Origin of the sequence: Photobacterium atrarenae (assembly GCF_024380015.1) — a bacterium.
GTDB lineage: Bacteria > Pseudomonadota > Gammaproteobacteria > Enterobacterales > Vibrionaceae > Photobacterium > Photobacterium atrarenae.
The window spans coordinates 1,166,103-1,186,509 of sequence record NZ_CP101508.1 but is presented as its reverse complement, the minus strand read 5'-3'; the positions used below and the strand labels follow the sequence as shown (position 1 = coordinate 1,186,509).

Annotated in this window: 18 protein-coding genes; 7 read left to right on the top strand and 11 right to left on the bottom strand. The window is 56.4% G+C overall.

Translation table 11 applies throughout. The features are described from left to right. Nucleotides 1-42: 42 nt before the first annotated feature. The 3 genes from lolE to lolC are packed head-to-tail and all read right to left on the bottom strand — an operon-like array spanning nucleotide 43 to nucleotide 3,177. The gene (lolE, locus tag NNL38_RS05645) at nucleotides 43-1,287 is read right to left on the bottom strand and encodes a lipoprotein-releasing ABC transporter permease subunit LolE (RefSeq protein ID WP_255390048.1); all 1,245 of its coding nucleotides are present in this window, start codon (nucleotides 1,285-1,287) and stop codon (nucleotides 43-45) included. Continuing rightward, nucleotides 1,287-1,976 carry a lipoprotein-releasing ABC transporter ATP-binding protein LolD gene (gene lolD, locus NNL38_RS05640; protein ID WP_255390047.1) on the bottom strand — a complete coding sequence of 230 codons (690 nt, stop codon included), beginning with the start codon at nucleotides 1,974-1,976 and terminating at the stop codon, nucleotides 1,287-1,289. The genes lolE and lolD overlap by 1 nt, the downstream gene beginning before the upstream one ends. Then, a complete protein-coding gene (lolC, locus tag NNL38_RS05635) occupies nucleotides 1,969-3,177 on the bottom strand; it encodes a lipoprotein-releasing ABC transporter permease subunit LolC (protein ID WP_255390046.1) in 1,209 nt (402 codons plus the stop codon). The genes lolD and lolC overlap by 8 nt, the downstream gene beginning before the upstream one ends. Nucleotides 3,178-3,364: 187 nt before the next feature. Between lolC and NNL38_RS05630 the strand changes: the two genes are divergently transcribed. From NNL38_RS05630 to bamJ, 5 genes are all read left to right on the top strand, one after another. Next, nucleotides 3,365-3,937, top strand: a complete 573-nt coding sequence (locus NNL38_RS05630; protein WP_255390045.1) for a PilZ domain-containing protein — start codon at nucleotides 3,365-3,367, stop codon at nucleotides 3,935-3,937. A gap of 4 nt (nucleotides 3,938-3,941) precedes the next feature. Then, entirely contained in the window at nucleotides 3,942-7,397 is a 3,456-nt protein-coding gene (mfd, locus tag NNL38_RS05625; protein ID WP_255390044.1) for a transcription-repair coupling factor, read from the top strand. 28 nt (nucleotides 7,398-7,425) lie between these two features. After that, complete coding sequence (locus NNL38_RS05620; protein WP_255390043.1) at nucleotides 7,426-8,268, top strand: peptidoglycan binding protein CsiV; 843 nt, start codon at nucleotides 7,426-7,428, stop codon at nucleotides 8,266-8,268. Nucleotides 8,269-8,423: 155 nt separating this feature from the next. Then, on the top strand, nucleotides 8,424-8,987 hold the full coding sequence (locus NNL38_RS05615) for a GNAT family N-acetyltransferase (protein WP_255390042.1): 564 nt from the start codon (nucleotides 8,424-8,426) through the stop codon (nucleotides 8,985-8,987). A gap of 95 nt (nucleotides 8,988-9,082) precedes the next feature. Then, the gene (bamJ, locus tag NNL38_RS05610; RefSeq protein ID WP_255390041.1) at nucleotides 9,083-9,556 is read left to right on the top strand and encodes a BamJ family beta-barrel-assembly machinery protein; all 474 of its coding nucleotides are present in this window, start codon (nucleotides 9,083-9,085) and stop codon (nucleotides 9,554-9,556) included. Nucleotides 9,557-9,699: 143 nt separating this feature from the next. Here bamJ and NNL38_RS05605 read toward each other — a convergent pair whose 3' ends face one another. The 8 genes from NNL38_RS05605 to hinT form a co-directional block, all read right to left on the bottom strand. Next, nucleotides 9,700-10,989: an NAD(P)/FAD-dependent oxidoreductase gene (locus tag NNL38_RS05605; protein WP_255390040.1), complete on the bottom strand. Its 1,290-nt coding sequence runs from the start codon at nucleotides 10,987-10,989 to the stop codon at nucleotides 9,700-9,702. A 249-nt stretch (nucleotides 10,990-11,238) separates the two neighbouring features. Further along, a complete protein-coding gene (gene ycfP / locus NNL38_RS05600) occupies nucleotides 11,239-11,784 on the bottom strand; it encodes an alpha/beta hydrolase YcfP (protein ID WP_255390039.1) in 546 nt (181 codons plus the stop codon). Nucleotides 11,785-11,882: 98 nt separating this feature from the next. Then, nucleotides 11,883-12,731, bottom strand: a complete 849-nt coding sequence (locus NNL38_RS05595; RefSeq protein ID WP_255390038.1) for a DUF6279 family lipoprotein — start codon at nucleotides 12,729-12,731, stop codon at nucleotides 11,883-11,885. Between the two features lie 62 nt (nucleotides 12,732-12,793). Continuing rightward, a complete protein-coding gene (locus tag NNL38_RS05590; RefSeq protein WP_255390037.1) occupies nucleotides 12,794-13,732 on the bottom strand; it encodes a phosphotransferase in 939 nt (312 codons plus the stop codon). Nucleotides 13,733-13,773: 41 nt separating this feature from the next. Continuing rightward, the gene (gene lpoB / locus NNL38_RS05585) at nucleotides 13,774-14,367 is read right to left on the bottom strand and encodes a penicillin-binding protein activator LpoB (RefSeq protein ID WP_255390036.1); all 594 of its coding nucleotides are present in this window, start codon (nucleotides 14,365-14,367) and stop codon (nucleotides 13,774-13,776) included. Between the two features lie 58 nt (nucleotides 14,368-14,425). Then, entirely contained in the window at nucleotides 14,426-14,812 is a 387-nt protein-coding gene (locus NNL38_RS05580; protein WP_255390035.1) for a YcfL family putative periplasmic lipoprotein, read from the bottom strand. A gap of 2 nt (nucleotides 14,813-14,814) precedes the next feature. Then, nucleotides 14,815-16,212, bottom strand: a complete 1,398-nt coding sequence (locus tag NNL38_RS05575; protein WP_255390034.1) for a COG3014 family protein — start codon at nucleotides 16,210-16,212, stop codon at nucleotides 14,815-14,817. A 152-nt stretch (nucleotides 16,213-16,364) separates the two neighbouring features. After that, nucleotides 16,365-16,715, bottom strand: coding sequence for a purine nucleoside phosphoramidase (gene hinT / locus NNL38_RS05570; protein ID WP_255390033.1), 351 nt, complete (start codon nucleotides 16,713-16,715; stop codon nucleotides 16,365-16,367). Between the two features lie 364 nt (nucleotides 16,716-17,079). Between hinT and NNL38_RS05565 the strand changes: the two genes are divergently transcribed. Both NNL38_RS05565 and pyrC read left to right on the top strand, forming a co-directional pair. Next, a complete protein-coding gene (locus NNL38_RS05565; RefSeq protein WP_255390032.1) occupies nucleotides 17,080-19,083 on the top strand; it encodes a methyl-accepting chemotaxis protein in 2,004 nt (667 codons plus the stop codon). Between the two features lie 181 nt (nucleotides 19,084-19,264). Continuing rightward, complete coding sequence (gene pyrC / locus NNL38_RS05560) at nucleotides 19,265-20,296, top strand: dihydroorotase (RefSeq protein ID WP_255390568.1); 1,032 nt, start codon at nucleotides 19,265-19,267, stop codon at nucleotides 20,294-20,296. Nucleotides 20,297-20,407 lie beyond the last annotated feature (111 nt).

The window sequence follows — 20,407 nt, the reverse complement described above, 5'->3', positions numbered from 1 at the left end:
GCATCGCTGCGTCACCTGCAGCGATGCGATACCGCCTCAAATCTATTTCGCACTCAGCACCTGGGCCGGATGCAAGCGGCTGGCACGTCTGGCCGGATACCAGGTCGCCAGCAAGCTCAGGACAATCGCTGTAACGGCCACTATCACCACATCCTGCATCGCCAGCTCAGTCGGCAGGAAATCGACAAAATAGATATCCCCGGACAAGAACTGATGCCCCAGCAGATGCTCGAGCCCTTTCAGCATGGGGGTCAGGTTGACAGCCACCCCCGCACCGAACAACGAGCCCAGCAAGCTACCGATCACCCCGGAGAGCAAGCCGTGCCAGATAAAGATCGCCTTCACCAACCCGTCACCGGCCCCCATAGTTCTTAAAATCGCAATATCCGCGGCACGATCTTTCACCGCCATCATCAGGGTCGAAACAATATTGAAGCAGGCGACACCAATCACCAGCACCATCACCAGGTACATAATGGTCCGGACCATTTGGATATCCCGGTACAGATAGCCATATTTCTGATTCCAGCTCTTCAGGTAGACATACACCGGCAGGGTAAAGCCCACCTCCCGGACAATCTCCTGGGCGTCAAGCACCTGATCGACATTAAGCGAAATTCCGGAGATCCCCTGCCCCATCGACAAATACTGCTGAGCATCCGCCAGCGGGATCAGCGCCAGGTTATGATCAAGTTGTCCCCCCAACGCCAGCAGCCCGGTCACCTGGAGCCGGATCCGGTGGGGTGATTTCAGCTGCTTTGACGGATCCGAATTCGGGATCATCGCCGTGATCCAATCCCCTTCACCAATCCCCAGCTTATCAGCGATCCCCTGGCCCAGAATCACCTGCTTCTCTCCGGCGGCCAGTTTATCCCAGGCCCCGTCGCGCACATAACCGGGCAAGGCACTCACCTTGCGCTCCTGCGCCGGATTAACCCCACGTACTTCCACCGCTTTCAGGTTGGTGCCTTTTTCAAGCAAGGCGGTGAAACGGATATAAGGTGCGGCGGCTGTCACCCGCGGATGCGACTGAACCGTGTCTAAGATAGGCTGCCACTCAGTAAACGGCGGCTTCACCGCCTCCAACTCCCCGTGCGGGATCACCGACAGCACGCGATTTTGCAGCTCTCGCTCAAAGCCATTCATGGCGGACAAGCCGATAATGATCACGGCAACGCCGACCGCGATTCCCAACATGGACGAGACTGAAATAAACGACACCATCCGGTTGCGCTGTTTGGCCCGGCTAAAGCGGCTGCCAATAAACAGAGAAAGCGGTCGGAACATCAGGCCACCTCAACTTGGCTCAGCACGCCATCTTGCATGCTCATACAGCGATCCAGCTTGCCGGCCAGCTCATTATCATGAGTCACCACCAGAAATGCGGTACCGGACTCCTGATTCAGCTTACGCATCAAATCGTAAATCTCGAGTGCCGTTTTATGATCCAGGTTTCCCGTCGGCTCATCGGCCAGCACAATCGCCGGATCATTGACCAGCGCCCGGGCAATCGCCACCCGCTGGCGCTCCCCGCCGCTGAGTTCAGCCGGGCGGTGCTCCAGCCGGTGTTTCAACCCGACCTGTTCAAGCATACTCTCTGCTTTCGAGCGGGCTTTCTCTGCCGCCAGCCCGCCAATCAGCAGCGGCATCGCGACATTTTCCACCGCACTGAAATCTGCCAGCAAATGGTGGAACTGATACACAAACCCCAGCTCCTGATTGCGAATTTTGGCCTGCTTGCCGGCATTCATCGCATTGAGCTTCTGGCCTTTAAAAAACACATCGCCGCTGGTCGGCTCATCCAACGCCCCCAGCAGATGCAGCAGAGTACTTTTCCCGGAGCCGGACGCCCCGACAATCCCCACCAGTTCACCGGCATTAATCGAAAAGCCGACTTCCTTCAGCACTTCCGTCTCGAGCTGGGCCTCGCGATAAACCTTACGCAGGGCGTGACAAACCAATAGTGAATTACTCATAACGTAATGCCTCAGCAGGACGTACAGATGCTGCACGATAAGAAGGGAACACAGTTGCCAGCAGACTCAGAACAATGGCGCCAACAACAACAATCACAATTTGTACCGGTTTGACGACCACCGGCAGGGAGCCGCCGACCATCAGCAGCTGAACCCCGAGGACCGACAACACCGTATTCAGATTCAGTGCCAGCAAGGTGCCCAACACCCCGCCGGCAACAGCGCCAATGACCCCGCTGCTAGCGCCCTGAACGATAAACACCAGCAAAATCTGGCGGCTGGTCATCCCCTGGGTTTTAAGGATCGCCACCTCCGCCTGCTTCTCCATTACCACCATGATCAGGGCGGAGATGATGTTAAACGCCGCCACCCCGATGATCAGCCCCAGCATCAGGCCCATCATGTTCTTTTCCATCTTCACCGCCTGGAACAGCTGGCCCAGTTGCTGGCGCCAGTCGGACCATACCCAGTCATTGGCCAGCGGTTGCTGTGCCAGCTCACTGACAATAAAGGGATCATCAACGAACAACCGCCAGCCGGTCATTTCATTGGGCTTGTAGCGCAGCAAGCGGCCAGCGTCAGTGATGTTGGTCAGCAGCAGCTGTTTGTCGACATCTGAGCTGGCATTAAAAACGCCTTCAACGACAAAATTACGCTGGCTCGGGATCCGGCCGATCGGCGTATACTGGCTGGCGCTAGTGACCATCAGGCGGACTTTATCCCCCACCTTCACTCCCAGCTCTCCGGCCAGCGACTGGCCCATGATCACCCGGTAGCTGCCCGGTGTCAGGTTCGACAACTTGCCCTGGACGATATGATAGCCCAGCGGCTCAAACAGATTGGGATCGACACCCAGCAGCATCCCGGCCGAGAGGGATGTTGCACTCTGGATCACAGTTTCACTGCGGGTCAGCGGGGTGACCATCGAGACATGCGGCAGGCCGGTCAACGATGGCGGCGGCGTTGCCTCGCGGATCATCCGCCCGTCGGGCTGGGAAACCACAGCTTGCGGCATCACCCCGAGAATCCGCGACTTCAGCTGCTGCTCGAAGCCGTTCATGACCGACAGCACAGTCACCAGGGCCAATACCCCAATGGTGATCCCTGCCGTAGACATATAAGAGACAAAGCGGCTGAAGCGATCCCCGGATCGCCCGCGCAGGTACCGCAAGCCAATAAAAAATGAGACTGGATGAAACATAAACCGAGTCGAGACCATCCTGTGATAAACTGCCAGCAAGAATACCCGTTGCCGAACGGGATTACCATCAGAGGGGTAAAACTGATGGAAAAACAGCAGCTAAAATAAGCACTGTACCGCCCTGCGCTTGCTCGATGACGGTGGGTAAGTGATAATCGAACAATCCAGATTATGACGTGAGTATGACATGAACCAGGACGAGTATTTTTCAGTCCATGCCGGGCTGACCATCAATGTCGAGCCGCTTGCCGATGGCGAGCACCTGCCCGACGCGTCAGCATTCCTCCAGGAAATTCCGCCCCTGTTTCGTGTCGCCAGCGAGTGCTCCGGGCTCGAAGAAGGCATTGAGCACTCAATGGGCAAACTGGCCCAGAGCGATAACAAACTGCTGCTGGACTACCTTCAGGCCCAGAACAGCAAAATCAACCTGTTGCTCTCCTACATCCTGTCACAGCAGGACGATCCGGCCTTTCGTTATACCACCACAACATTCGGCGCCAGCCGGCTCACTTTTGACGCAACCCAGCCGTTCACGGTCGGCAACTATGCCCGGGTCAGGCTATTTTTAGACAAGCCGTCGGCGGCCGTCTACTGCTACGCCGAGGTGATGGATAGCCGGGAAAAAGACAATGTGTTTGAAATCACCCTGAAATATATTCGTTTGCAAGAAGACGATCAGGACCTGCTGATCCGCGCAGCCCTGTATGTTCAGCAAAAAATCCTGCGCCAGCGGGCGCAACAGCGAACCGATAATCAATAAGCTCATGAAACCAGATTTACTCCTTTCGCTCCCTCTGCCCGGCAAGCCGGGGGATAACCGATTCGTCGGCAATGTTTCCGGTGCCGCGCTGGCCTTGTCGATAGCCGAACTGGCCGAGGCCCATTCAGGCCCGGTGCTGACCGTTGTCCCGGATACCCAAACCGCCTTGCGCCTTCAGCCGGAAGTCAGCCAGTTTACCACGCAGGAAGTCAGCGTTTTTCCGGACTGGGAAACCCTGCCCTACGACAACTTCTCGCCGCACCAGGACATTATTTCTGATCGCCTGGCCCGATTGTACCGGCTGCCGACGCAAGCCGACGGGATTATCCTGGTCCCGATCAGCACCCTGCTCCAGCGCCTGACGCCGCGTGAGTTCATTCACCAGCATGCCCTGATGGTCAGCAACGGCGATCGCCTGTCGCTGGAAAAACTGCGGATGCAACTCGAAGCCGCCGGCTATCGCCATGTTGACCAGGTGATGGAACACGGCGAGTATGCCAGCCGGGGCTCGCTGCTGGATCTGTTCCCGATGGGCAGCAACCAGCCGTACCGGATCGATTTTTTTGATGATGAAGTTGACTCCATTCGCCAGTTTGAGCCGGAAACCCAGCGCTCAACCGGTGAGATCGAGCAGATCCACCTGCTGCCGGCCCACGAGTTCCCGACCGACGAAATGGCGGTGGAGAACTTCCGCATGCGCTGGCGTGAGCGCTTCGAAGCCCGCCGCGAGCCGGAATCCATTTACCAGCAGGTTAGTAAGCGGACCTGGCCGGCCGGGATTGAGTACTGGCAGCCACTGTTTTTCGAGCGGACCGAAACCCTGTTTGACTACCTGCCCGGTACCAGCCTGCTGCTGACGGTTGGCGAGCTGGAACCGGCCATCGACCAGTTCCTCGGCGATGCGGCGTACCGTTATGATCAGCGCCGGGTCGACCCACTGCGCCCGCTGCTCAGCCCCGCCGAGCTATGGCTGAGCAAAGAAGAGATGTTCGCCGGCTTCAAGCAACTGCCGCAAGTGCGGCTGCGTCGTGAGCCGGAGCCGGAGAAAGCCGGGCGCTGTAATCCGGCCATCGCGCCGGTGCCTGCACTGACCATCAACCACCAGCTGAAAGAGCCGCTGGCAGAACTCCGCCGCTTTGCCGAGCAGTTCAGCGGCAAAATTGTGTTCTCGGTCGCCTCCGAAGGCCGTCGTGAAGCCCTGCTCGATTTGCTGGCTCGGATCAAGCTGCGGCCGCTGGTATGCCGCTCGCTGTATGACGCCATGGCAGCACCGGACAAGTTCACGCTGGTGATCGGCGCCGCCGAGCAAGGCTTCATGCTTGAAGAGCCAACCATGGTGCTGATCTGTGAAAGCGATCTGCTGGGTGAGCGTGTGGTCCAGCGCCGCCGTCAGGAAGATAAAAAGAGCGTCAATACCGATACCATTATCCGCAACCTTGCCGAGCTGCAAATCGGCCAGCCGGTCGTTCACCTGGATCACGGTATCGGCCGCTACCAGGGCCTGCAAACCCTGGAAGCCGGCGGCCTGAAAACAGAATACGTGACCTTGGAATACCAGGGAGGCGCCAAACTGTATGTTCCTGTGGCTTCGCTTCATCTGATCAGCCGCTATTCCGGTGGTGCTGAAGAGACGGCGCCGATCCACAAACTGGGCGGCGAAACCTGGGCCAAAGCACGCAAGAGAGCCGCGGAAAAAGTGCGCGACGTTGCGGCAGAACTGCTCGACGTCTATGCCAAGCGCGAAATGAAACCGGGCTTTAAGTTCAGCCTGGATCGCGAAGCTTACGCCGACTTCTGCACCGGCTTCCCGTTCGAAGAAACCCATGATCAGGCGCTGGCGATCAACGCTGTGCTGTCGGACATGTGCCAGGCCAAAGCCATGGACCGCCTGGTGTGTGGCGATGTCGGCTTCGGCAAAACCGAAGTGGCGATGCGGGCGGCATTTGTCGCGGTCGACAACAATAAGCAGGTCACCGTGCTGGTGCCGACCACCCTGCTGGCCCAGCAACATTTCGAGAACTTCCGCGACCGTTTTGCCAACACCCCGGTACGGGTCGAGGTGCTGTCGCGCTTTAAAACCGCCAAGGAGCAGAAGCAGATTCTGGCCGATGTCGCCGAAGGCAAGATCGACATTCTGATCGGCACCCACAAGCTGCTGAACGCCTCGGTAAAATACCAGGATCTCGGTCTGCTGATTGTCGACGAAGAGCACCGCTTCGGGGTACGCCAGAAAGAGAAGATAAAATCGCTGCGGGCGGATGTCGATATCCTGACCCTCACCGCGACACCGATCCCGCGGACCCTGAATATGGCCATGAGCGGGATGCGGGATCTGTCGATTATCGCGACGCCACCGTCGCGCCGCCTGGCAATCAAGACCTTTGTCCGCGAGCACGAAGACATGCTGGTGCGCGAAGCGGCCCTGCGGGAAATTATGCGCGGCGGCCAGGTCTACTTCCTCCATAATGACGTCGACTCAATTGAGAAAACAGCCGAGGACTTGGCCAAGCTGATCCCCGAAGCGCGGATCACCTTTGCCCACGGCCAGATGCGCGAGCGCGAACTGGAGAAGATCATGAGTGACTTCTACCATCAGCGCTTCAACCTGCTGGTCTGCACCACCATTATTGAAACCGGGATTGATGTGCCGACGGCCAATACCATCATCATCAACCGGGCCGATCACCTCGGCCTGGCCCAGCTACACCAGTTACGTGGCCGGGTCGGCCGGTCGCACCACCAGGCTTACGCCTATATGCTGACGCCGCATCCGAAGCGGATGACCAAAGATGCCGTCAAGCGTCTGGAAGCCATCGCTTCGCTCGAGGATCTTGGGGCCGGCTTTACCCTGGCGACCCATGATCTGGAAATTCGCGGTGCCGGTGAATTGTTGGGCGATGAGCAGAGCGGCCAGATCCAGTCGGTCGGCTTTACCCTGTTCATGGAAATGCTGGAGCAGGCGGTCGATGCCCTCAAAGCCGGCAAAGAGCCATCGCTCGATGATCTGCTGCGTGAGCAAACCGAAGTGGAGCTGCGTTTGCCGGCGCTGCTGCCGGATGATTACATTCCAGACATCAACACCCGACTGTCGCTCTACAAGCGGATTGCCAGCGCCGACAATGATACCGCGCTAGGCGAGTTGAAAGTTGAGCTGATCGACCGCTTCGGCCTGTTGCCGGATGCGGCCAGCAACCTGCTCACTCTCAACAAGCTTAAACTCAAAGCGGCGGACATCGGGGTACGCCGGATTGAAGCCGGCGACAAAGGCGGCTATATCGAGTTTGCCCAAAATGCATCGATTGATCCGGGTTTCCTGGTCGGTCTGCTACAATCGCAACCGCAGCATTACCGGATGGAAGGTCCAACCAAGCTGAAGATGATGGCGCCGATGAGCGGCAACGACAAACGCATCCAATATGTTGACGGCCTTTTAACAAAGCTGGCTGAGAACACGCTATAATAGAAGCACTATTGTACGGGGTATAATCTTGAAAAATCTGATTTATTTGCTGCTGCTCGCGGTCAGTTGGCCCAGCCTGGCAGCACGACAATTTGACATTGAAGTGATTCTGTTCAAGCGCAATATTGAACCGGCCCAGGCCGGTGAAGCCTGGCCGGATCAGCCGCCGCCGCTGAACCTCAAAGGCACCATTTCCTTTGATGACAGCGAGCGACTGGCAGCCAGGGAGATCAGCGTGATGCCTGCCGGCCAGTATCAACTGACTGCGCAATACAATAAGCTGAAGAGCCATGCAGGGTTTAGTCCACTGGCCCACTTCGGCTGGCGCCAGGGGGATCTGAGCAAAGCCGCTGCGCCAAAATTCTATCTGACGGCCGGTCGCGATTTCTCCGATCAGTACCTGCCGGATGGCAGCTCTAAAGCCGCGCTCGCAAACCGTCAGGCTACCGATGCCCAAGCGCCGGTGACTAACAAGCCGGTATCCGGTATCCCGGCCACCGCGGAGCAGGCAAGTAGCGCGACGGAAACCCCATTTGCAGCAGAGCCGGCAGCGCCGCTCTATGAGCTGGAAGGTCAAATCCGGGTCTATGTGCAACATTACCTGTTTACCGAAGCCAACCTTGATCTGCGTGAGCCGAGCCGCCGCGAGATCATTGTCGGTACCGAGCCGCTGGATTTGGAAAACGAATTGCTCAATGAAGAGAGCAATGTCCAGGTCGGCCATTTACAAAAGGTCGAGAAAAAAGTAGAAGTCGAAGAGTTCCTGAAAAGCTACCGCTTTGAACAGCAGCGCAAAATGCGTAGTGGTGAAACCCACTACTTTGATCACCCGCTGATGGGCATGGTGGTTCAGATCCGCCGGGTCGAATAACCCCACCGCACCGAGCAATTTGAAGGCTGCCACCCGGCAGCCTTTTCTTTGGGCGGCATTCTCTTGCTCCCCTAACTGCCTATCACATTGCTGTCACAGCAATTTCTGCCTATGCTTGAAATTCCATACCGCCGCCCGGACCCGATACCTGCTCAATGAAACTGGACTTCGAACTCTCCACGGCCCGCTTATGCTGCCGCCCTTATAAATCCGTCGATCTCTTTGCCCTGGTCGATGCAGTCCAAAGCTCAGTGGCAGCGCTCAGTCCCTGGGTCGGCTGGTGTCACGAAACCTACGATCAGCACGACGCCAGTGCCTGGATTAACGCCAGCCGGCAAAACTGGCAGAACGACATTTGTTACGAGCTGGCGCTGTTTGAACGTCGGGACAACCAACTCGTCGGCAGTGTTTCGCTCAATCACCTTTCACCGGTGCTCAATGCAGCCGAGCTGGGCTACTGGATCCGTACCTCAGCCCAGCAGCAGGGTTACGCGACCGAAGCCTGCCAGGCCATCACCCGCTTTGCATTTAATACTCTGGGCCTGACCCGGCTGGAAATCGTCACCCATACCGATAACCTTGCCAGCCAGCATACCGCGCTGGCCTGCAAAGCCCGATTTGAATGCACCGCCAGAAACCGGATTTATGATAGCGGCACGCCCTGCGACGGCATCGTATTTTCCCTCATCCCCGACGATATTCACCTTAAGCGATCGTGATCGCTCCAGAAACAATTTCAAACGCTTAGCCATTGGAATGCGCTCCGGGCCTGGGGTACTATGACCCCTATCCAGTCAACGAACAGGTATTATTCGTGCTAAAAATTCTGATCACCATTGCCATCGTCGCACTCGTCATTTTCTTTATTCAGCGCTCAAACAGCAATAAACAGGCTGCTGCAGAGCAGATTGAAGCGAGCAAAACATTCCTGGCCGAAAACCAGCAACAAGACGGTGTGAAAACCACTGCGTCCGGACTACAGTATTTAGTGTTGCAAGCAGGAACCGGCACCGTTCACCCCAAAGCTTCGGATAAAGTGACCGTTCACTATCACGGTACGCTGATTGACGGCACCGTCTTTGACAGCTCGGTCGAGCGCGGCAAAACCATTCAATTTGGCTTAGGGCAAGTGATCAAAGGCTGGACGGAAGGATTGCAGCTGATGGTGGAAGGCGAAAAGACCCGCTTCTTTATTCCGGCTGAGCTGGCCTACGGCAACCGCGGCGTCGGAAAAATCCCGCCAGGCTCGGTGCTGATCTTTGATGTTGAGCTGATCAAGATCAACTAAAACCGCAAGCGCACCATTTTTCCGGTACCATGCCGACGGCTCAACCAACAACGCCGCTTCTTATCAAAGCGGCGCTGTTGTTTTTCTGTTCAGTGGTTTGAGGAGACCTGAATCCACTCAGGGACAGTCACCACAGGCTGAACTTAGTGCAGCTTCAGGTTCGGACGCAGCACCCGATTGATCCGGCCGACCAGCATCATCAGGCCGGTTTTGACCAAGCCATGCAGCGCAATCTGGTGCATCCGGTAGAGGGAAATATACACCACCCGAGCAATCCGACCTTCCACCATCATCGAGCCTTTGGTCAGGTTACCCATCAGGCTACCCACCGTCGAGAAACGGCTCAGCGACACCAGGGAGCCATGATCGCTATAGACGAACGGTTTTTGCTGGCGATCGGTCAGCTTGGCAACAATATTTGAGAAACAACGGCTGGCCATCTGGTGCGCGGCCTGCGCACGCGGCGGAACGATGCTGCCGTCTTCCTGGGTACAACAGGCCAGATCACCAATGACATAAATATCGTCATCGCGGGTGGTTTGCAGTGTCGGCTTCACCATCAGCTGGTTGATGCGGTTCGTTTCCAGACCTGCGATGTCCTTCATAAAGTCCGGCGCCTTGATCCCGGCAGCCCAAACCATGATCTGGGCAGGGATATGCTCACCATCTTTGGTGGTCAGGCCGCTTTCATCGGCTTTAGTCACCATGGTCGCGGTGCGAACATTCACTCCCAGCTTGGTCAATTCACTATGTGCGGCGGAGGAAATCCGCGGCGGCAGCGCCGGCAGAATACGTTCACCGGCTTCCACCAGATTCACGTTCAGTCGCGAACTGTCGAGATCACCAAAACCGTAGTTACGCAGCTCTTTCACCGCATTGTGCAGCTCGGCCGACAGCTCAACCCCGGTCGCCCCGGCACCGACAATCGCAATATCAACGCTCTTCTGCTCTTTGTTGGCGTGCAGCTTGAGGAACTGGTTATTCATCTCAGTACGGAAGCGGTGTGCCTGCTCCGGACTGTCGAGGAAAATGCAATGCTCGCGCACCCCCGGGGTACGGAAATCATTCGACGTCGAGCCAATTGCCAGCACCAGCACATCGTATTCCAATTCACGTTCCGGCAACAATAACTCGTTATGCTCATCATAGAGCGCGGCCAGTTGAATGGCCTTGCGCTCCCGGTCGATTGACTGCAGGGCACCCATCTGGAAGTCGAATGAATGATTCTTAGCATGGGCGCGGTAGCTCAATGCATCGACCCCGGCATCCATTGAGCCGGTCGCCACTTCGTGTAACAGGGGTTTCCATAGATGGCTGGCTTTTCGATCGACCAGGGTGATCTGTGCGCGGCGCTTGCGTCCCAAGGTTCGGCCAAGCTTAGTGGCCAGCTCAAGGCCACCCGCACCGCCACCGACGACGATAATTCGAGTCACAATAACTTCCTCTTATTTTGTATGAATTTTACTCACCCATTCAACCGCCTGCGCTGAGCGCGCGCTGGCTGATAGTGAAATACCAAACTGAGCAGTGCTCTGATTATCGGGCCCATCAAAGTTCACTGTTCAATTTGGTATTGGTGCAGACAGGCTGACACCGTCTGTTAGCCGTGTTGATGTTTCGAAAAGACATTACATGGAGGAAACATCAACAGGCCCTGGGGTAGGAGGTCACCTTCTTCTTCGTTATTGTGGTGCTGACTTAAACGTTTTTATTGTTTGTAAATGCTGGGAAATCTTTTTAAATTTATGGGATTGCGTTTCGTCCCAAATGATATCGTAATATGCGCCCAGCAGCTGTTCTGTTGCGTGATTATCTAATACTTCATCATTGGTTGAAAGGATACAGAGGCAGTTCCCGGCATTTTTTTTCCGAAAATCTGTAACACATTTTGTCGCAATGTCGGCATATTCTTCGGGTCGGTCAATTTTTCCCTCCATGGTCTGTGCCGGGTTCAGGTTCGGGTTAAAAATCACCTGCTTCACCCCGCACAGGAAACCAATCCGCTCTGACCAATAGCCACCCAACCCCACCCCGCAGATCAGCGGTTCAGGGTCGCTGGACTCCTCTTTCAACTTGTGAACTTCACGCAGCAAATGCTGCATATCATGTTTTGGATGCAGCGTGCTGTAATTGACAAAGCGAACATCCGGATCAATAAACTGCAGCTGCAAAACCTTCTCGTGATTGCCCGGGCTGCTTGCATCAAAGCCGTGCAAATAAATAATCATACCACCCTCGCTTGTATTCCCTCTTCTCTACACGCACATCAATCTAGCATGTTTTGTGGGGGGAAAACGTGGGAATTGTTAACAATAACGGTCAGTTTTTATGATTCATTGATCAAAACCGCCACATCCTTGCGAAGACTAGTTAACTTTTCATCCAGGTGCCGCTGTTGTCGCTCGGTCATCGTGTGGTGTAAGCGACTGAGCAGCTCGAAACGGCGGTTGAGGTAGAAATCCAGCTCGGCCTGTTTTGCCGGATAACGAAAGGCGACCAGATCTTGCAGCAACGCTCGCATCCTGCCTTCCAAGTTCGGCTGCGCGCGTGTCGCCAGCAGTTGTGACCAGTTGCGGAGGAAGTCCTGCCAGACACTGACAAACACCGGCTCCATTTCTACCTGATAACCAGCCAGCTCCTCCAACAACTTACGTTGTTCCGGTGACAACCGACCGATCCAGTCTTCAGCGCGATCCGCCAGCCGTGCAGCCCGTTTTCGCTGTTTTTCTGCCGCACTCAGGGGATCGCGCTCGGTCAGGATTTCATTCAGCCGGGCTTCAAACTTACGGCTCATTTCCCCGGCTTGCTGCGATGAGAAAGTTTTCACCACCGCAGCCAGCGGCCCGGCCAGCATCGCTGCTGAATCCTGCCCCAATCTGGTAAAGACATCATGGTAGTAACGCACCCCACCATAGCTCAACGGCTCTATCAGGGAGGTTTGCAAGGCCATGAGCTGGCGGTGGATCTTCGGCAGCTCCTGGCGACGGTGATTCGCCAGGGCCTGATCAAGCGCCGTGCCGAACACCTGCTTCTGGCTGCTGGTCAAGGTGACATAATCGGACAGGTAATAAGGGATCCAGAAATTCAGGGTGTTGTAGCCAAGGCGGACCGCGCAGCTACACAGCACAACCAGCGCGATCACAACCACGCCGTAACGAGCCAGGTGTCTGGACATTGATCCTCCATCGTCAGAGACTGCCATAAACACTATACGACTTAATGGAGTGCTTCGTTCAATCAGTTTTGGGGATCTGGCTGTTTTTTCGTGCTCAGCTTCGCCAGCAACGGCTCTGCAGTCGTACGGTACGATGGGGTTTGCCACAGATTGGCACCGACGTAAAACCACAGCATTGCCAGGTAGTCACACCAGGGCTGCCAGGCGGAAACAGCCTGCTGCCAGCGCGCGACATTTTGCTCTCCTCGGGCACGACAGTAGCCACGGATCGCCCCGGCACGCTGCCGCGTATCATCGATACCATTGGCGTTGAGGGTCAGGGCCAGATCCAGCGACGGATCCCCGGCACTGGCGTACTCCCAGTCGATCACGGTTTCGCCGCCATCAGGCCGGAGTATAATGTTGTAACGCCCTAAATCATGATGGCAACAGGTGTCGGAAAACCAGGCCTGTGGAGCCGTCGCCTGAAACCGGTGATACAGTTGTTGCAGCGCCGGGGATTTATCCTGCGGGTGGATATACTGCCAGTAATGCTCGGCTTTGGCCCGAACATCCAACCGCCATTGCGGCGCAGGCTGGTGGTGAATACGGGCCAGGAGTTGCATCAGGGCCGTATCGGAGAATGTAGCATCTGCCTCCCGTCCGGGTACCCAGGCCACCAGCAAACCAGATAGCGGCGCATTTTGACGTAATGATTGCTGGAACGCTTTCCTCTCCGGAGCTTGTTGCGCCGAAGCTGGCGAGAAGCACCTTAAGCTAGCCGGGGCCAAACCGCTCGGCGCCAGCTGCGATAAAATACGGTGCTCATGCTCGCGGGATAAACCGAAAGCCCGGCTCGCAGCACTCTCCGGCCGCCAGACGGCTTCAATTGACATCCCGGTGCAGCGATGGCGCATCGTCAGCTGCCAGCAACGGTTACTCAGCCCGCCGCTCAGCGGCCGGGCTGACAACAATGTATAATCCGGCAGTGCAGCGCCCAGCACTTCAGGGTCAAAGCTCATCTTATCCTCAGTGCCCACTGCCATTGAGTCCCGAGCAGGCATTACCAGCCCAGCAGACGCTTGGCTTCCTGTTTGCGAATTTCGGTTTCATCCGCCCACTCGATCAGGCCGGTTTCCAAGTCCATCAGGCGCATAGTCATTTTGTAATAGACGTCTTTATCGCTGCCGGCCTGTTTCATAATACTGGCCAGGTTGCCATACAGCATGTACTCGGCACCGACCATCTTGCCAAACTGGATCGCCGTGCTCTGGTTAACCAGCTCATCGTTGTTCTGGAAGTTCAGCTGTTTGCGAACATCCTCGACCCGCGCCATATCGACAAAGCGGAACTTGCCGGAGTTCAGCAGGCGGGTGCTGACCGAATCGGTGATCGACTCAGTATCAATGTGCTCGCTGGTCTTGTTCTTGATACTGTCGACCATGATGATTGGCCGCTTGCCGTTCCCGGTGATGTAGGCAACCGAACCGGAGCCCAGCATGCTGTCGGTCATCTCTTCGGCGATTTTCTGCAAATCAGTCGAGCCGAATTCGATCGTGGTGGTTTCTGCCTCCTGGGCATCACCGTAACTGACTTTCTGCGCACAGCCGCCCATCAGGGCCGCAACCCCCAGTAATGCAATCACGCTTTTTTTCATGCTCTGTTTACCTTCTTCTTTATGCTGTCATGCATGCCAGACATCATTCCTGGCGAAATTAATCGTCCGCTTCGCGGATATAAATGCGGTACTGTTTCGCTTCCGGTCTGCGGGCAATCCCCTGCAAAGTCACCGTGTCCTGGCCGTGCAGGACAAACTGACGCCACGGGCTGTCACTGCCGCTCACCTCCAGCCCCTGCGCGTCGTACCAGTAAAAACGGTATTGCAACTTGAGATCGGAATGGGCCTTACTGGTGATCGGCACGGCTGCCTTCATCAGCCCGTTGGCATCCCCGGTCATGGCTTTCTCGATATCGACCAGTCGCGCCAGCGACACATTGCCAATCACCACATTTTGATTGCTGCTTTCGATACTGATCCCCGACGTCGCCGACGTGCAGCCGGCCAGCGCCAAGGCGAACAACAACACAGACAGATATTTCATGGTTAATTCTCTCCAAGCAATACCGACCACCACCGGGTATGCGGCCCCTGTCGGGACACCCAAACCAGGGTGGTTCGGCCGGGAACGACCTTCACCTCGAGCGACTCGCCGTTGCGGTTCAACTGATGCATGCCTGCCGGCAAGTCAGTGAGATATAAATCCACTGCCGCAGGCAACGACTGCCAGCTCCGGGTATCCGGCTGCTCGGTCAAGGTATTAAAAATATTGGCCAGCAAATTACCGACATCATTGCCGTTGCTGGCTGCCGCTTTTCTGAACTCATTTTTGGCCACTACCCGCAGCGCCTGGCGGGCCACCAGCACCGGCAGATGTTCATTCAGGCTCTGGTGCGCCATCGCATTGACATCTGCCAGCTCACTGCCAATCACCGGCTGCTGATTGAGCAACAGGGGCCCCAATGCCGGCCCCGGCGCTTGGGGGTAATACGGCAGCGCCAGGTTATAAATCACGCTGTTACCGTGACGGTCAGCCAGCCACAAGGGCAAGTGCCAGCCTTCCCGCGCCTGCACGACCCCTTGTTCATCGAGAATCACCACCCGACCGGTGCCCGGTGCCGGTGGCGTATAGCGACCGTATCTGGCTTTAAGCGGCGCCAAATCAGCCTTCATCTGCAAGCGGGTCGCCAACCGGAGCACCGTGTTGGCAACATACATATTTCCCGGCGCCACGGCCAGTGCTCTTTTGTAATCGATATAGGCACTGTTGAGATCGCCGTCCGCTTCATACAAGACCCCTGACAGATAAAATAAATATCCGTTCTGCACGGCAGACAGCTGATCGCCGGCACCCGGGTAACGGGCCAGCACCGCGCCCAGATTACGACCGAGCCCCTGGCGATCGACTTCCTGCGCCGCCTGATTCAGGCTTGCTTCACGTTGCTTACGCGCCGCCTCCTGAACCTGATTAGCCCGCCTGACTTCGACCAGAGCCCCCGACAGATCGCGCTGCTGGATATAATTCAGGGCCAGGTACAGATGCAAAAAGCCAAGCTCATAGTCTGCCGGCTGATATGTAATCAGGTTATCATTGGTTAGCAGCGAGCCAGCCTGGTTCAGCCCCTCAGAGACCTGGATCCGCGCCGCACGTTGCTGGTCCTTTACCGCTTCATCCGCCCGGTTCAGCGCGGCATAGCTTTTCGAGTACTGCCCGGCCAGATACTCGATCCGGCCCCGCTCCATCCCATCAAGCAGTACACCGGCCGGGGCATCCGGCAGGCTCTCCAGGGCGCTTTGGTACTGCCCCCGCGCTAAGGCATCCCGGGCCTCGGTATTGGCCGCACTATAGTGGCTGAATAAATTCTGAGGCGATAAGTTGGCACAGGCCGTCAGGGCCAGGACCGACACCGCAATCGCCGCTCGTTGTATGGTTCTTTTAATCATCAGCGCTCTAAAAAATCTGAGTCACCGGCAGCTCAACACCGGGACGTTATTCCTCCCCGGTCAGAATCAACCGTGACCCAGACTGTTCACATTAGCTGAGCGGTTGCCAAGCCATCAATGTCCCAGCAGCGCCCGGCAGGATCATGAAAGCGTTAGCCGACCAGCATTGGTCCCAGTGGTCGGCCGCCCAGCAAGTGCATATGAATATGGTACACTTCCTGGCCGCCATGCGGATTACAGTTCATGATCAGGCGATAACCGTCTTCCGACACCCCTTCCTGCTCCGCCAGTTTGCGGGCAACCGTAAACAGGCGTCCCAGCATCATCTCGTCATCGGCTTCAACATCATTCACCGTCGGGATCAGCTTGTTCGGAATAATCAGGATGTGGCTCGGCGCGCGGGGGTTAATATCGCGAAACGCGGTGACCATATCATCCTGGTATAAAATATCAGCCGGAATTTCCTTACGAATGATTTTGCTGAAGATGGTTTCTTCTGCCATTTCATGCTCCATTTACATATCAGTATGTTGACAGGAGTATGCTTGACTCCAAACCAGAGAGCAATATTGAACACCGTTTTAAACAAGATTTCCAGCCTGTCTCGCAGCAACATGGTTATTTTTTGATGCAGCCGTCAAAGTATGTAGTCCATCAATTCGACTAATATCAAGGATCTGTCACGCTTCCCCGAGACATGATGTCTGCGTGATTGTGGGTCGATTTTGTCCAATTCAGCGAACTTTTTTTGCTAGTTGAAATTTCGACATCACAGTTTATACGAAGGTCAATAACATAATTACAGCTTCGTATTACTGTATTTGATGTGGCGTTGCTGTCGCCCATGTTTGCAATGTTAGGGATATTATGAAGACAAGAAATCAAACCTCTGTCATACGACGTATGTACTCCGGGTTTGCAGTCATGGTCGTGCTGTTTGCCGCGACGATTGCTTTGATGCTTGACGGCACCAACCGGATCCACCACCAGCTTGCCACGGTAACCACCGAAGCCCTACCGCTGGTCTCAACCGCCAACCAAACCAGTGTCCGCCTGCTGGCCGCAGATAAGATCTTCAAAGATTTTCTCACCAGCCAAAACCCGCAACGGATGCAGACCACCGAGGCAAACTTTACCCAAGCGCACCAAGCCTTTAGTGCCGCCCTCGCGCAGTTGGTTGAAGCAGCCCACGGTAACACCGCCCTGAGCGGCCAGGTCAATGCCCTGCTCGCGCTGGAGGAACGGTATTTCTCCGAGGCCCATACAGCCATGGCGAACTATCGCAGCCAGCTCGATGCCGAAGCAGCCCGACTGCAGTCAGCCCGCCGGTTTCAACAGCTCCATGATGAACTGAGCAGTAAAATGAAGGAGTTCGTCGCCGATCAGAACAGTATTTCAGTCAAAATGATCGCCAAGAACTATTTCATTAAACTACGCCAGACTGAAACCATCACCTCCGATGCGCTGGCAACCGATGACATCACGGTCATTGAAAAAGCGGTGAAAGACAATAAACGCTATGTCACCCACCTCAACAACGCGTACCGTTCGCTCTCGGCCATGCTGCCGGAGCTGAAAGACAAATTTGATCAGCCGATCAACCAATACACCCTGGATATCGGCAAACCGGGCGGCGTGCTGGATGTCCACTATCGCTACATCGATGCGCGCAACCGCCTGTACGACAACATTGCCACCCTGGCAGCGGAGATTGATCAAGCAACCCAACTGCTCGACAGCTTCCGCACTGAAGCGAACAATGAGATGAACCGTGCCATTGCCCAAGCCGATGAAACCTTTGCTCAGGGGCTGCGCAATGCCATCGGCATCGGCGTCGGGGCCACCCTGTTTGCCCTCTTTATCGGCTGGTATCTGGCCCAGAGTGTCCGCCGCCCGCTGGAGTCAACCCTGCGCACCCTCGAAGCGCTGACCAACGGCGACATGACTCAGCGCAGCGACCCCACCCGGTTTGTCGAGTTCAACCGGCTGAGCCGCCATATCAATACCCTGGCCGACAACCTGCAGGAAATCCTGGGCAAGCTCAGCCAGGCCTCTTCGGATCTGGCCGTGGTGGCCGAGCAAAACCAGGGCACCACCACCGAAGCCCGTCACCGACTTGATGAGCAACGCCAGCAAACCGCTTCCGTCTCCACAGCAATGACCGAGATGGAACATTCGGTGACCGATGTCTCGCAAAGTGCCCAGCGCACCATGGCGCGGGTACATGAGGTCGAGCATGCCGCCAATACCGGACGCGAAGTGATGAGCAGCAATATCAATACTGCGCACCAGCTGGCCGAGCGACTGGATGAGTCGGTGTCCGCCGTCATCAAACTCCAGGAGATGAGCAGCAATATCGGCTCCATTCTGGATGTGATCCGCAACATTGCCGATCAGACCAACCTGCTGGCCCTCAATGCCGCCATTGAAGCCGCCCGCGCCGGCGATCAGGGCCGCGGCTTTGCCGTCGTTGCCGATGAAGTCCGGGTCCTGGCCAAGCGCACCACCGACTCGACCACCGAGATCGAAACCATGATCCAGAGCCTGCAATCGCGCTCGGGCCAGGCTGTATCCGTGATGCAAAGTTGTGTCGGCGAAATGGAGAACAGTATCGGCCAGGCGTCCGACGCCAACAGTGCGATGGAGGAGATTCAAGCCACGATCCTTGAGATCAGCCAAATGAGCACCCAGATCGCCCAGGCGGCCGAAGAACAACGTACCACCACCACTGCCATTGCCCGCAACCTGGAAGAGATCAGCCATATTGCCGATGCCAACTACGACGCGATGGCCGAGGTGTCGACCACCAGCAGTAAGCTCGATATCCTGGCCCACCAACAACAAGATCTGGTCACCCGGTTCAAGCTCTGACCCCCGCCCCGGCCGCGCTGCGCCGGGGCGACTTTTATCCGCAACAACCCATCTCGTGTGTCGCAAACCTGCAAACGATTACGTCATCGCAAATCAGTTTGTTCAGTCACGATAAGAATCGCCTTTACATACCCCGGTGTTGCCATTAGAATCGGGCAAATTTTTTGCGAGGGAAGCAATGATGACGACCATGACCATTACCCGCCCAGACGACTGGCACACGCATTTACGAGATGGCGAGGTGTTGCAAGATACCGTCCGTGACATCAGCCGGTATATGGGGCGAGCCATTATTATGCCGAACCTGATCCCGCCGGTCACCGATACCGATGCAGCTCTGGCCTACCGTGATCGCATTCTTGCCGAAAAGCCCCAAGGCAATTTCTCCCCGCTGATGACCCTTTACCTCACTGACAACACCTCCCCCGAAGAAGTTCGCAAAGCCAAAGCCACCGGCCATATCTACGCCGCCAAACTCTACCCGGCCGGCGCAACCACCAACTCCGACTCCGGCGTCACTGACATCGACAAACTGATCCCGACTCTGGAAACCATGGCCGAAATCGGCATGCCCTTGCTGATCCACGGCGAAGTGACGACCCATGAGGTCGACATCTTTGATCGCGAAAAGACTTTCCTCGACACCGTACTGGCACCGATTGTCGACAAGATGCCGAACCTGAAGATTGTGGTCGAGCACATCACCACCAAAGAAGCGGTTGAATTCGTCCGGCAGGCCGGCCCGAACGTCGCGGCAACCATTACCGCCCATCACCTGATGTTCAACCGCAACCACATGCTGGCCGGTGGGATCCGCCCGCACTTCTACTGCCTGCCGATCCTCAAGCGCAATATCCACCAGCAGGCACTGGTCGAAGCGGCAACCAGTGGCAGCCCGAAATTTTTCCTCGGGACCGATTCCGCGCCGCACGCCCGCGGTCGTAAAGAATCGGCCTGCGGCTGCGCCGGCTCCTACACCGCCCACGCGGCGATTGAGCTGTACGCTGAAGTCTTTGAGCAAGCCGGGGCACTCGAGCACCTGGAAGCCTTCGCCAGCTTCAACGGCCCGGATTTCTACGGTCTGCCGCGCAATACCGACACCATTACCCTGCAAAAAGAGAGCTGGGCAGTGCCGGAAACCATGCGCTTCGGCGATGATGTCGTGGTGCCAATCCGCGCCGGTGAAAACATCCAGTGGAAAGTGACGGACTGATCTCCTGTGCCCGGGGCCATACGGCTCGGACAACACAAGTGAGACACAACCAATCAAAAGCCGGGGCCGAACTCAGTTCGGCCCCGGCTTTTTAACGCGTCGCCTCATCGT